Raw genomic sequence first — 12,904 nt, 5'->3', positions numbered from 1 at the left:
AAGGTCATATCGAGCCGGCGTCGCGGTTGACTTTCGTCCAAGGCCGTTTCTTTTGCCGGCGCCGGGCGTATTGCTTAACGCTAATGTAAGGTGAGGCTGGAATTCTGTCCGATATTCTGCGGGGGGAATCCGGATGAACCTTACTCAGCTTCACGTCGTTGCCGACGCGAATGCCGATCGCCATGCCGTCGATGTCGCGGCGATCGGCGAGCGGGCGAGCCGGCTGGGCATCGAGATCGCCGATCTCGTCGGACTGATCGACGACATGGGCGGGCTCGGCGAACGGCAGCTCGACAGGCTGCGCGAAGTCGTCCGCTCGGCCGGCGCCACCAGCGCCGCCAACAACGATCTCGCCAGCTCGATGGCCGAGGCGCGGGCTTCCGCCGACGAGACGCGCGCGATGCTGGCCGGCAGCGCCGACACGGTGGAGCGCACGCTTGCCGAAGCCGTCGGCAACATGGAGACGTTGAGCCGAGGCGTCATCGATTTCAGCGGACAGCTCGGCAAGGTGACGGAGACGATCGACGCGGTGCGCAGCGCCAGCGCCTCGATCAACGCGATCGCGCGCGAAACCCAGCTCGTGGCGCTGAACGCTTCGATCGAGGCGGCGCGCCTCGGCGGCGCCGGCAAGGGCTTCGCGGTGATCGGCAACGCGGTCAAGGAGCTCGCCGACCAGATCGGCAGCTTCGCCAAGCAGAACGAGACCAGCCTGACGGCGCTTCAGGGAACGCTGGGCGAGCTCCAGCAGCTCGCCCGCAGCAGTGCCGGAACCGCCGAGGCGGCGATCGCTGCATCCGCGCACGCCTCCGAGGCGACGCGCACGATCCAGTCGCTGGTTGCAACCGTCGAGCAACTCGCCGACCGCATCGAGCGGATGACGGACCCGGTACAGGAGAACATCTCCGGCAGCACCCGCGTGCGCGAGCATCTGCGCGAGCTGGTTGGCATGACGCAGGCCTCGCACCGCAAGCGTGCGGCGGCCGGCGAGCGCTCGCAGACGATCCTCGACATCAGCGAGGATTTCATACTGTTCATCGCCCAGAGCGGGATCGAGACGCCGGACACGCCGCTGATCGAGATCTGCAAGCACAGGGCGGGCGAGGTCGCGGCGCTTTTCGAGGCGGCGATCGACGAGGGCGGGATCGGCGCGGCCGATCTGTTCGACGAGGCCTATGTGCCGGTGCCGGGCAGCGACCCGTCGCAGGTGACCGCCCGCTTCACCGCCTTCACCGACCGCGAGCTGCCGGCGATCCAGGAACCGGTGCTCGGGCTCGACGAGCGGATCGTCTTCTGCGCCGCGGTCGACCGCAACGGCTATCTGCCGACGCACAATCTGGTCTATTCCAAGCCGCAGGGCGAGGACCCGGTATGGAACGCCGCAAACTGCCGCAATCACCGCATCTTCAACGACCGCACCGGTCTCGGTGCCGGCCGCAACACCAAGCCCTTCCTGCTCCAGACCTATCGCCGCGACATGGGCGGCGGCAATTTCGTGCTGATGAAGGACGTTTCCGCCCCGATCACGGTCAAGGGCCGGCACTGGGGCGGCTTGCGGATCGGCTACAAGGTGTAGGCCAATCTCTCCGGGCAGCGCTTCGGTGCGTCCTTCGAGGCTCGCTGCGCTCGCACCTCAGGATGAGGACGGTTGTGCATCGAGCCCGCAGGCTGTGGGTTCGATCAACTCACCTCCGTCATCCTGAGGCGCGAGCGCCTCGAACTTCCCCCATCCTGAGGTGCGCGTGAAGCGAGCCTCGGGCTTTCCCCCATCCTGAGATGCGCGTGAAGCGAGCCTCGGGCTTTCCCCCATCCTGAGGTGCGCGCGAAGCGAGCCTCGGGCTTTCCCCCATCCTGAGATGCGCGTGAAGCGAGCCTCGGGCTTCCTCCATCCTGAGGTGCATGCGAAGCGAGCCTCGGGCTTTCCCCCATCCTGAGATGCGCGCGAAGCGAGCCTCGGGCTTTCCCCCATCCTGAGATGCGCGCGAAGCGAGCCTCGGGCTTTCCCCATCCTGAGGTGCGCGCGAAGCGAGCCTCGGGCTTTCCCCCATTCTGAGATGCGCGCGAAGCGAGCCTCGGGCTTCCTCCATCCTGAGGTGCATGCGAAGCGAGCCTCGGGCTTCCTCCATCCTGAGGTGCATGCGAAGCGAGCCTCGCACTTCCCTCATCCTGAGGTGCGAGCGAAGCGAGCCTCGAAGGACGCACAACTCCCTCAGACCATCCGGCCGACCGCCCCGTCGGCGGCGTTTCTGATCGCCTCGATGTTGGCGGCGTAGGCCTGGCTGTTGCCGCCCTTGAAGACGGCGGAGCCGGCGACGAGCACGTTGGCGCCGGCGGCGGCCACCAGCGGCGCGGTCTGCGGCGTGACCCCGCCGTCGATCTCGATGTCGATCGGCCGCTCGCCGATCAGCGCCTTGACCCGCCTGACCTTCTCCACCACCGCCGGGATGAAGGCCTGGCCGCCGAAGCCGGGATTGACCGTCATCAGCAGGATGAGGTCGAGCCGGTCGAGGACGTATTCGATGACGCTTTCGGGCGTCGACGGGTTGAGCGACACGCCGGCGCGCTTGCCGAGGTCGCGGATCGTCTGCAGCGAGCGGTCGAGATGCGGCCCGGCCTCGGCATGCACGGTGATGATGTCGCAGCCGGCCTCGGCGAAGGCGGCGAGATAGGGGTCGGCCGGCGCGATCATCAAATGGCAGTCGAAGACCTTGTCCGTCCGGCCGCGGATCGCCTTGATGACGGAGGGGCCGAAGGTGATGTTGGGGACGAAATGGCCGTCCATGACGTCGAGATGGATCCAGTCGGCGCCGGCGGCCGCCACCGCCTCCACCTCCTCGCCAAGCCGAGAGAAGTCCGAAGACAGAACCGAAGGCGCGATCAGCGTGCCGGCTTTCATGACATCCACCCTAGTCTTGTGAAGCTGGCTTCGCCCTAACGGCAGCGAGGCGCTTTGTCGAGTGGATAGCCCGGAAACAGACGTCGTCCCCTCGAAACGTCTCGGCGGGTTTCGGATCACGCCGGCGTTCCGGCCGAGCGCCGAGCTTGCCCTCACCCGAAGCGGAGACCCGGGTGAGGGAAATCAAGTTCACTTCCTTGCGGGTCCCTGGCGCTCCGCCGAGGCCGCCCAGAGGTTGATGTCGGCGTCGCGCGCGTATCTGTCGATCTCGGCCAGCTCCTCGGCGCTGAATTCCAGGTTCTTCAGCGCGCCGACGCAATCCTCGACCTGTTGCGGGCGGCTCGCGCCGATGAGCGCGGTGGTGATGCGTCCGCCGCGCAGCACCCAGGCGATCGCCATCTGCGCGAGCGTCTGGCCGCGCCGCTGGGCGATCTCGTTCAGCGCGCGGATATTGGCGATGTTCGCCTCGCTCAGGAATTTCGGATTGAGCGATTTTCCTTGAGCCGCGCGTGTCCCTTCCGAAACGCCGCCGAGATATTTGTCGGTCAGCATGCCCTGCGCCAGCGGCGAGAACACGATCGAACCGATGCCCCATTCGTCGAGCGTGTCGATAAGGCCGTCCTCCTCGATCCAGCGGTTGATCATCGAATAGCTCGGCTGGTGGATGAGGCAGGGCGTGCCGAGCTCCTTCAATATGGCGGCCGCCTCGCGCGTGCGCTTCGAATTGTAGGACGAGATGCCGACATAGAGCGCCTTGCCGGAGCGCACCGCCTGGTCGAGCGCCGTCATCGTCTCTTCCAGCGGCGTCTCCGGATCGAAGCGGTGGGAGTAGAAGATGTCGACATAGTCGAGCCCCATGCGCCGGAGGCTCTGGTCGAGGCTCGCAAGCACATATTTGCGGCTGCCCCACTCGCCATAGGGACCGGGCCACATATTGTAGCCCGCCTTGGTCGAGATGATCATCTCGTCGCGATGGCCGGCGAAATCCGTGCGGAGGATTTCGCCGAAGGCGGTTTCGGCCGATCCGGGCGGCGGTCCGTAATTGTTGGCGAGGTCGAAATGGGTGATGCCGAGGTCGAAGGCCTTGCGGCAGATGGCGCGCTTGGTCTCATGCGGCGTGTCGCCGCCGAAATTGTGCCACAGGCCGAGCGAGATCGCGGGCAGTTTCAACCCCGAGCGGCCGCAGCGGTTGTAGATCATGCTCTCGTAACGGTTTTCGGCGGGCGTCCAGCTCATTCCAGGGTCCTTTCATGCGGCGGGGGCCGCCATCCTATCGTTCCTTCATGAGGAGGATAGGGGAAACTTCGCGTGGCGTCTTTCGCTGCCGAGGGCTATCCGTTCCGAGAGCGGTGACTAGGCGTCATTTCCTCCTCGCCAGCATCGAGCGGGCTTCCACGGGCGGCAGCGCCGGCGGCCGCTCGCAGCTCGTGCTCATCGCCACGAACTTGCCGGTCTCGCCCGACTTCAGGACACCGGTCATCACGTCGATCACGTGCAGCGCGAACTCGAGCGAGCAGCGGTGCGGGCGACCTTCCAGCATCGCCTGCGCCATCTCGGCGAGACCGGCGGCGCGGTAGTTTGCCATCTCGCCCTGCGGATGCTTCTGGTTCGCAACGGAGAACGGGTGCGCCCAGCGCGGATGTTTCCTGACCGGCGTCTCGCGCCGGGTGTAGGCCACGGCGCCGCCGAAGAAGTTCGGATCGGGCACGAACAGCGAGCCCTCCTCGCCGTAGAGCTCGATCGGGGCGTGGCCGTGCTTCCACACGTCCCAGCTCGAATTGAAGGTGACGGCCGCGCCGTTCTCGAATTCCATCAGCGCGTGGATGGTGGTCGGCGTGCTCACCGCCAGTTTCTGGCCGTAACGCGGCTTCGAGGTGATGGTGCGCTCGCGGGAGGGGATGGTGGCGATCGCCGCGACACGCTTCACCGGTCCGATGAGCTGGACGAGATTGGAGATGTAATAGGGGCCGAGGTCGAGGATCGGCCCGCCGCCGGGCTGGAAGAAGAAGTCCGGATTGGGATGCCAGTGCTCCATGCCGTGGTTCATCACGTAGCAGGTGCCGCTCGTGATCCTGCCGAGCGCGCCGCCGTCGACGAGCGCGCGGGCGAGCTGGTGCGCGCCGCCGAGGAAGGTGTCGGGCGCGGAGCCGATGCGCAAATTCGCCTTCTCCGCCCGCCTTTTCAGGTCCAGCCCTTCCTTGAGCGAGAGCACGAAGGGCTTTTCCGAATAGACGTGCTTGCCCGCCTCGAGGATACGCCGCGAAACCTCGTAATGCGCCGCCGGAACGGTGAGGTTCACGACGATGTCGATGTCGGGTGCGGCCAGCATCTCGTCGATCGACTGCGCGCGCACGCCGAATTCCTTCGCCCGCGCCTCCGCCGCCTTCATGTCGATGTCCGAACAGGCGCGCATCTCGATGCCCTTGAACAGCGGCGCGAGCGACAGATAGGTGATCGATATGTTGCCGCAGCCGACGATGCCGACGCCGAGTTTCCTCGCCATGCCCCTCACTCCCCGAAAGCCTTGACGGCTTCGATCGAGCGGCGGGCGAAGCGCTCCACGTCGCTCGGATTGTCGTGCTCCATGACGAACACTTTCGCCGGCGTCCTGTCGCGCAACGCCTTCAACAGTCCCGGCCAGTCGAGCGTGCCGTGGCCGACATCGGCCCAGCCGTCCTCGTCCCGCGCCGCGCCGGCGGGCGCGATGTCCTTCACATGGGCGGCGACGATGCGGGAAGGATATTCCTCGATCCAGGCCATCGGGTCGCCGCCGCCGCGAACCACCCAGGCGACATCCATCTCCCAGCCGATTTCGGGCGCCGAATCGAGGATGACGCGCTGCGGGATCGAGCCGTCCGCCTGCGGCAGGAATTCGAAATCGTGATTATGCCACGCGAAGCGCAGGCCGGCCTTGCGGCATTCGTCGTGGACGGCCGCGAGCCGGTGCGCGAAAGCGCGCCAGCCGGCCTCGTCGGAAGGGCGCGCATCCGCGGCGATGTGCGGGCAGATCACGGTGCCGATGCCGAGCGTCCCGGCGATGCGCCGCGCCGTGCCGAAATCGCCTTCAAGCATGTCGAGCGAGAAGTGTCCCGTCGGCATCGCCAGCCCGTTCCCGTCGAGCTCGGCGCGCAGCGCCGCCGGATTGTCGTAAAGGCCGCCGAAACCCTCGACCTGGGCATAGCCGGCATCGGCCAGCATCTTCAGGATCCCGCTCCAGGGTTGGGACTTGCGTGCGGAATAGAGTTGGAATGACCAGTTCATGTGCTTGCTTCCATGGCTTGGGGGGATGTTTCTCGAAAGTTCAGATGCGTTCGCCCTTCTCCGCGTCGAAGAGGGAGGCGCGGCCGGGATCGAAGCCGACAAGGATCTTCTGGCCGACCGACAGCGCCTTTTCGGATTCCACGCGGAAGGTGAAATTCTGCCCGGCGAGCCTGGCCCAGACGAGCGTGTCGGAGCCCATGGGCTCGACGATCTCGACCGTGACCTCCTCGCTGAAAGGCAGCGATTTGGCTGCCTCGCCGATCGCCACATGCTCGGGCCTCACGCCGAATTCCGCTGCCTGGGCGGTTTTTCCGTTCCCGCCCGCCTGGTAGCGGTCGAGCGGGATCGCGAGACCGTCCGCCGAAAAACGCGGGTTCGTGCCGGGCTCATGGCGGCCGGCAAGAAAGTTCATGCCCGGCGAGCCGAGAAAACCGGCGACGAAACGGTTGACCGGCCGATTGTAGATCGCGTGCGGCGCGTCGAGCTGCTGGATCACGCCGCCCTTCATCACCGCGATGCGGTCGGCGAGCGTCAGCGCCTCGATCTGGTCGTGCGTGACGTAGATCATGGTGTTCCTGAGGCGCTGGTGCAGCCGCTTGATCTCGACGCGCAGCTCGGAACGCAGCTTGGCGTCGAGGTTCGAGAGCGGCTCGTCGAACAGGAAGACGTCTACGTCGCGCACCAGGGCGCGGCCGATGGCGACCCGCTGCCGCTGGCCGCCCGACAGCGCTGCCGGCTTGCGCTTCAGCAGCGGCTCGATCTGCAACATTTCCGCGGCGCGCGCGATCCGCCGGGCGACTTCGTCGCGCGGTACGCTGGCGTTCTTCAGCCCGAAGGAGAGGTTTCCCTCGACCGTCATCTGCGGATAGAGCGCGTAGGACTGGAACACCATGCCGATGCCGCGGTCCTTAGGCTCCTCCCAGGTGACGTTCCTGCCGTTGATGAATATCTGCCCGTCGGAAACGTCGAGCAAGCCGGCGATGCAGTTGAGCAGAGTGGACTTGCCGCAGCCGGAAGGCCCGAGCAGAACCAGGAACTCGCCCTCGGGAATGTCGAGATCGAGCGCCTTCAGCACCTCGAACGAGCCGAAATTCAGGGATATGCCGCGCAGTTCGACGCTCGCCATCAGGTCACCGCCGTCGTCATGTCTCGCCTCATCCTTTGACCGCGCCGGCGGCGATGCCGCGCACGAAGAGTTTTCCGGAGATGAAATAGACGACCAGCGGAACCAGCCCGGTGATCAGCGTCGCGGCCATGTTGACGTTGTATTCCTTCACGCCCTGGACCGAATTGACGATGTTGTTGAGCTGCACGGTCATCGGATAGACGTCGGGCCGCGTGTAGACGACGCCGAACAGGAAGTCGTTCCAGATGCCGGTGATCTGGATGATGACGGCCACCACGAAGATCGGCAGCGACATCGGCAGCATGATCCGGAAATAGATGCCCCAGAAGCCGGCGCCGTCGACGCGCGCCGCCTTGAACAGCTCCTCCGGCAGCGACGAGAAATAGTTGCGGAAGAGCAGGGTGAGGATCGGCATGCCGAAGACGGTGTGCACCATGACGAGCCCGGTCAGCGTGCCGTAGAAGCCGATCTCGCGCAGGAGGATGACGATCGGGTAGAGCATCACCTGATAGGGGATGAAGGCTCCGAAGATCAGGATGGTGAAGAAGATGTCGGCGCCCTTGAACTTCCAGTTGGCGAGCGCGTAGCCGTTCACCGAGGCGATCGCGATCGAGAGGATCACCGAAGGCACGGTGATGCGTACCGAGTTCCAGAAGCCACGGCTGAGCCCGTCGCAATTGAGTCCCGTGCAGGCCTGCGACCAGGCTTTCACCCATGGCTCGAAGGTGATCTCGATCGGCGGCGAAAAGATGTTGCCGAGCCGGATCTCCGGCATGCCCTTCAGCGAGGTGACGATCATCACGTAGAGCGGCAGGAGATAATAGAGCGCGACGACGAAAAGCGTGCCGTAGATGAGGATGTTGCGCCGCGAGATCACCTTGCGCGGCCGCGGTCCGCGCGGTTCGGCGCCGGCGCGCATGGCGGGTTCCGCTGCGAAGACGGCGGCGGTGCCGGTATCAGCCATGCTTCCGCCTCCCGCCGAATTCCAGATAGGCCCAGGGGATCAAGACGACGAGCACCGAAAGCAGCATCATCGTCGAGGCCGCGAAGCCCTGGCCGAGATTCTGCGACAGGAACATCGCGTCATAGACATATTTGGCCGGCACCTCGGAAGCGATGCCCGGCCCGCCGCCGGTCTGCGCGACGACGAGGTCGTAGACCTTGACGATGCCCGCGGCGATGATGACCAGCGTGGTGACGAAGACCGGCCGCATCATCGGGATGACGACGAAGAGATAGGTCTTCCATGTCGGAATGCCGTCGACGCGCGCGGCCTTCCAGATGTCCTCGTCTATGCCGCGCAGGCCGGCCAGCATCAGGCACATGACGAGGCCCGTCCCCTGCCACAGCCCGGCGATCAGGATGCCGTAGATGACGATGTTCGCGTTGTAGAGCGGGTCGAAGGAGAAGCTTTCCCAACCCCAGGAGCGCACGATGCCCTCGATGCCGAATTGCGGATTGAGGATCCATTGCCAGACGAGGCCGGTGACGATGAAGGAAAGCGCGAAGGGATAGAGGAATATCGTGCGGAACGTGTTCTCGAAGCGGATCTTCTGATCCATCAGCGCGGCGAGCAGGAAGCCGACGACGAGCGAGAAGACCAGCGTGCAGGCGCCGTAGATGAAGATGTTCTCGACCGCGACGTGCCAGCGCGGCGTCGCCCACAGCCGCTCATATTGCTGCAGGCCGACGAAATTCTCGCGCGGCAGCAGCCGCGAATTGGTGAAGGAATAGACCACCGTCCAGACGGTCCCGCCGACGAAAACGACGAGCGCCGTCAGGATCATCGGGATCGCCGCGACCTTGGCGTTGAGATTCTTGAACAGCCTGGGTGGCCGGCGGATTTCCTGCATTGCCGTCAGTTCCGTCTCTTGCCGTCTCGGTGCAGCCTCCCGCCCCTGCAGCGAGGCGCGGGAGACGGAAGGCAGGCGGGTCAGTCGGCGCTGGCGACGAGGTCGACGAAGCGCTTCTGCGCGTCCGCGGCGGTGATGCCCGGATTGTTGAAGAACTCCACGAACAGGTCGTTGACCTGCTGGAGCGAGTCCGCCGACATGAGCTGATCCGGGGCCTGGATGATGTTGCCCTTGGCGAGTATGTCCAGGCCTTTCCTCATGCAGTCATTGGCGGCGTCGAGATCGACGTCGCCGCGCACCGGCAGAGAGCCCTTCTTCAGGTTGAAGGCGACCTGCACCTCGGGCGACACCATCAGCTTGGCGAGATCGGCCTGCGCCGCGCTCTTCGCCTCGTCCTTGAGGACGGGGAAGTAGAAGGCGTCGCCGCCCGTCATGATGACCTCGTTGACGCCGAGGCCGGGCAGGCAGCCATAGTCCTCGCCGGCCACCTGTCCGGCGACCTGGAACTCGCCCTGCGCCCAGTCGCCCATGATCTGGCCGCCCGCCTGGCCGGTGATGACGAGGTTGGTGGCCTGGTTCCAGTCCTGCACGTTCGACTTGGCCGACATCTGGCGCGCCTTGTCGGCGGCCTCGAACACCTTGGCGATCTCGGGGCCCGCGGCGAGCTCGGCGTCCTTTTCGCCGAAGATCTTCGTATAGGCTTCCGGACCGGCGATGGCCGTGAGGATCACCTGGAAGACGAGCGTCGTCTGCCAGGGCTGCTGGCCGATGGCGAGCGGAATCTTGCCGGCCTTCTCGAGCGCCGGCGCGGCGGCCACGAACTCGTCCCAGTTGGCCGGCACCGGCACGCCGGCATCCTCGAAGGCCTTGTTGGAGAGCCAGAGCCATTGCTGCGAATGGATGTTCACCGGCACGCAGTAGATGCGCCCGTCCAGCGTGCAGGAATCGAGCAGCGAGGACGGCCGGATGACCTCCTTCCAGTTCTCTTCCTCGGCGACGTCGGTCAGGTCGCGCATCAGCCCGGCCTCGACGAGCTCCTCCGCCTGGCGGCCGTGGTTGAACTGCGTGGCGCCCATCGGGTCGCCGCCGGTGATGCGGCTGATCATCACCGGCCGCGCGGTCTCGCCGGAGCCGGCGATCGCGCCGTCGATCCATTTATGGCCCGAAGCGTCGAAGGCCTTGGCGAATTCGGCGACGGCCGCCGCCTCGCCGCCGGAGGTCCACCAATGGGTGACCTCGAGGTCGGTCGCCTGCGCGGATACGGAGAGGTGAAACGAGACCGATGCCGCGAGGGCGGCGGCCGGAAACCCATGGCGCATTACATTTCCTCCCTGAACTGTAACGTTACAGGTAGAGCCTAGGAGAATCGGTCCGGAGGCGCAATGAAATTTTTCGGGAGGCGAATTAAAGCGGCGGCGAACGACACCCGCGCCGGTGTGCGGAAATGGTGCTGCACCGCATTATTTCCGTCTTTCATGCGCGCCAAGTCGTTGATTTCACGGATGCCGCGCTGCACCGAAACATCCACCTCGCGGCAGAATTTCCCTGGTCCGCGTCACACGGATTTGTTATCTGTAACGTTGCAGTAATTTGCGACCCTTCCACCGTGGCAATGGGCGCGGCGATGCTGTATGCCGGTGCGCGAAGGACGGAACGGACAAGCGATGACGGATCGGAAGATTGCCGGGGACGGACTGCAGGGCGCCGGCGACAGGCCGACGCTGAAGACCATCGCCTTCATGACCGGGCTCGGCGTCACCACCGTGTCGCGCGCGCTGAAGGACGCGCCGGAGATCGGACCGGAGACGAGGAGGCGCGTGCAGCTCGTCGCCCGCCAGATCGGCTACCGGCCGAACCGCGCCGGCGTCCGCCTCAGGACCGGCAAGACCAGCGTCATCAGTCTGGTGCTCAATGTCGAGGACCGGGTGATGAGCTTCGTCTCCGACATCGTCTACGGCATTTCCGAGCATCTGGCCGACACCTCCTATCATCTGATCGTCACGCCCTATTCGCGCAGCAACGATCCGCTCGACCCGGTGCGCTACGTGGTCGAGACCGGCTCGGCCGACGGCATCATCATCTCGCGCACCGAGCCCGACGACCCGCGCGTCCACTACATGCTCGAGCGCGGCTTTCCCTTCGCCACCCACGGTAGGACGGAGGTCGCGGTCGACCACCCCTTCCACGATTTCGACAATTTCGCCTTCGCGCGCGACGCGGTGCGCAGGCTGGCGGCGCTCGGGCGCGGGCGGCTGGCGCTGCTCGCCCCGCCGCGCGCGCTCACCTACTTTCGCCACATGTCGGACGGCTTCGCCGAGGGGCTGATCGAGACGGGCGCGCGGGAGGTGCCGCTGCGCGGCGTCACCATCGACCATTCGATCGAGCAGGTGAGGGCGCATGCGCGCGCGCTGATGGAGCGGCCCAGCCGGCCCGACGGTTTCGTCTGCGGCGGCGGCGCCTCGGCATTCGCGCTGGTGGCCGGGCTGGAGGACGCCGGGCTCAAACTCGGTCGCGACGTCGACATCGTCTCGAAACAGTCCTCGCAGCTCCTCCATCTGTTCCGCTCGGAACTCCTCGCCGTCGACGAGGATTTCCGCCTCGCCGGCCGCGAGCTCGCCCGCGCCGTGCTCGGCGCGATCGCCGGCGAGGATCCGAGGACGCTGCAGACACTCAGCGCGCCGGGCGAGGCAAAATGAGGGGAAGCGAAAAGGCCGTCGCTCAGAACATATTGCGGCCGTCGCTTCTCGGGTCGCTGTCCACCCTATGCCGGTCGTAAATTCCGGTCCGCGCCGTTCTTCTCCAGGGCCGTGCGGGATGTTCCCGGTTGGTCTCGATATTGGCGACGGCAATGGACGCCGTGCCATCGGTCCGGCATTGCGTGGCCCATCGGCCGTCCGGCCCCGCGATGCCCGAAGGGGCCGCCAGGCTTTGCGGCGCATGGGCGGAGAAGCTGACCCAATAAGCGTTGCTTGCCGCATGGCCCAGTGCCTCAGCGGCGAAGCCCGGAGCGGCAATCGGAGTTTCGCCGGTGGTCGAGAACAGCACGCAATCGACGTCAAGCCGCTCATATTCGATGAACAGCTCCGGATAGTGCGTTTCCATGCCGAGCGCGCAGCCGAAGCGGATGCCATCGACCTCGAACGTCACCGGAATCTTCCCCGGCGAGTACATGAAGGAGATTTTCGTGTTCGACAGCATGCGCTCGTCGTAGCGCGTCACCACTTCCCCGTGATCGGAGATCACATAGAGGCTGTTGTGTGGCCGGTGCGGCGGCGTGAGGCGGTGCGCCGAGCCGACTATCGTCCATAGCCGAAGCTCACGCGCAAGCCGCCGGGTGGCGTCCAGTTCCTCTCTCAGGACGCCCCATTCGAACCGGTTCCAGTCGGACGGGCCGATCTCTCCGGGTCCGTTGGCGGACATGATGCGTTTATTGGGCGAACAGGTTGCACCCTCGGGAAAATGCAGAAGCCTTGCGCCCGCTTCATGCGCCTCATGCATGAGGCGCCGCATTTCCAGCCCGCTGGCGCGAAGCCGGGAGATGTCGCGGGGATCGTCGTGGAAGGTCGTCTGCGCCACGGCCAACCGCACCGATTTGTTTGCATGCCTGGGGCCATGCGTATGTCGCAGCTGCCTGAGCGCGGCCGTGTATGACTCGCCCGTTTTGGCGGCGCGAGCGCGTACACGACGTTTGAAGTTTGCATTCTTCGTCATTGTCGGGCCTTTCACGTCACGGACGCGAGTCCCCCAGCAACCACGTCCGGACGATCAGAC

The 12,904-nt window shown here is 65.6% G+C and carries 12 protein-coding genes; 2 read left to right on the top strand and 10 right to left on the bottom strand.

The window, feature by feature from the left end; translation table 11 throughout:
- Window positions 1-133: 133 nt before the first annotated feature.
- Complete coding sequence (locus XW59_RS01890; protein WP_047145411.1) at window positions 134-1,573, top strand: methyl-accepting chemotaxis protein; 1,440 nt, start codon at window positions 134-136, stop codon at window positions 1,571-1,573.
- A 633-nt stretch (window positions 1,574-2,206) separates the two neighbouring features.
- Here the strand turns inward: XW59_RS01890 and rpe are convergent.
- The 9 genes from rpe to XW59_RS29240 all read right to left on the bottom strand — a co-directional run bounded on the left by rpe (window position 2,207) and on the right by XW59_RS29240 (window position 10,649).
- Window positions 2,207-2,893: a ribulose-phosphate 3-epimerase gene (gene rpe, locus XW59_RS01885; protein ID WP_137326961.1), complete on the bottom strand. Its 687-nt coding sequence runs from the start codon at window positions 2,891-2,893 to the stop codon at window positions 2,207-2,209.
- 189 nt (window positions 2,894-3,082) lie between these two features.
- Entirely contained in the window at window positions 3,083-4,129 is a 1,047-nt protein-coding gene (gene mgrA / locus XW59_RS01880; protein WP_047145409.1) for an L-glyceraldehyde 3-phosphate reductase, read from the bottom strand.
- A 124-nt stretch (window positions 4,130-4,253) separates the two neighbouring features.
- Window positions 4,254-5,396: a Gfo/Idh/MocA family oxidoreductase gene (locus tag XW59_RS01875; RefSeq protein ID WP_047145408.1), complete on the bottom strand. Its 1,143-nt coding sequence runs from the start codon at window positions 5,394-5,396 to the stop codon at window positions 4,254-4,256.
- Between the two features lie 5 nt (window positions 5,397-5,401).
- A complete protein-coding gene (locus XW59_RS01870) occupies window positions 5,402-6,154 on the bottom strand; it encodes a sugar phosphate isomerase/epimerase (RefSeq protein ID WP_047145407.1) in 753 nt (250 codons plus the stop codon).
- 40 nt (window positions 6,155-6,194) lie between these two features.
- Window positions 6,195-7,280, bottom strand: coding sequence for an ABC transporter ATP-binding protein (locus tag XW59_RS01865; RefSeq protein ID WP_047145406.1), 1,086 nt, complete (start codon window positions 7,278-7,280; stop codon window positions 6,195-6,197).
- 28 nt (window positions 7,281-7,308) lie between these two features.
- Window positions 7,309-8,199 carry a carbohydrate ABC transporter permease gene (locus XW59_RS01860; protein WP_246665984.1) on the bottom strand — a complete coding sequence of 297 codons (891 nt, stop codon included), beginning with the start codon at window positions 8,197-8,199 and terminating at the stop codon, window positions 7,309-7,311.
- Window positions 8,200-8,236: 37 nt separating this feature from the next.
- Window positions 8,237-9,133 carry a sugar ABC transporter permease gene (locus XW59_RS01855; RefSeq protein ID WP_047145404.1) on the bottom strand — a complete coding sequence of 299 codons (897 nt, stop codon included), beginning with the start codon at window positions 9,131-9,133 and terminating at the stop codon, window positions 8,237-8,239.
- 80 nt (window positions 9,134-9,213) lie between these two features.
- Window positions 9,214-10,452, bottom strand: a complete 1,239-nt coding sequence (locus tag XW59_RS01850) for an ABC transporter substrate-binding protein (protein WP_047145403.1) — start codon at window positions 10,450-10,452, stop codon at window positions 9,214-9,216.
- Window positions 10,453-10,490: 38 nt separating this feature from the next.
- A complete protein-coding gene (locus XW59_RS29240) occupies window positions 10,491-10,649 on the bottom strand; it encodes a hypothetical protein (protein ID WP_170990089.1) in 159 nt (52 codons plus the stop codon).
- A gap of 148 nt (window positions 10,650-10,797) precedes the next feature.
- On the opposite strand from XW59_RS29240, the gene XW59_RS01845 reads away from it, so the two are divergent.
- Window positions 10,798-11,829 (top strand): LacI family transcriptional regulator, encoded by a 1,032-nt coding sequence (locus XW59_RS01845; protein WP_047145659.1) that lies wholly within the window; start codon window positions 10,798-10,800, stop codon window positions 11,827-11,829.
- Between the two features lie 22 nt (window positions 11,830-11,851).
- Here the strand turns inward: XW59_RS01845 and XW59_RS01840 are convergent, their stop codons facing one another.
- Window positions 11,852-12,844, bottom strand: a complete 993-nt coding sequence (locus XW59_RS01840) for a carbon-nitrogen hydrolase family protein (protein WP_047145402.1) — start codon at window positions 12,842-12,844, stop codon at window positions 11,852-11,854.
- Window positions 12,845-12,904 lie beyond the last annotated feature (60 nt).

It is taken from the genome of Aquamicrobium sp. LC103, from assembly GCF_001014615.2.
Taxonomy (GTDB): domain Bacteria; phylum Pseudomonadota; class Alphaproteobacteria; order Rhizobiales; family Rhizobiaceae; genus LBCQ02.
Note: the sequence above shows the minus strand (reverse complement) of the source record. Positions and strands in the feature narration are given on the sequence as shown.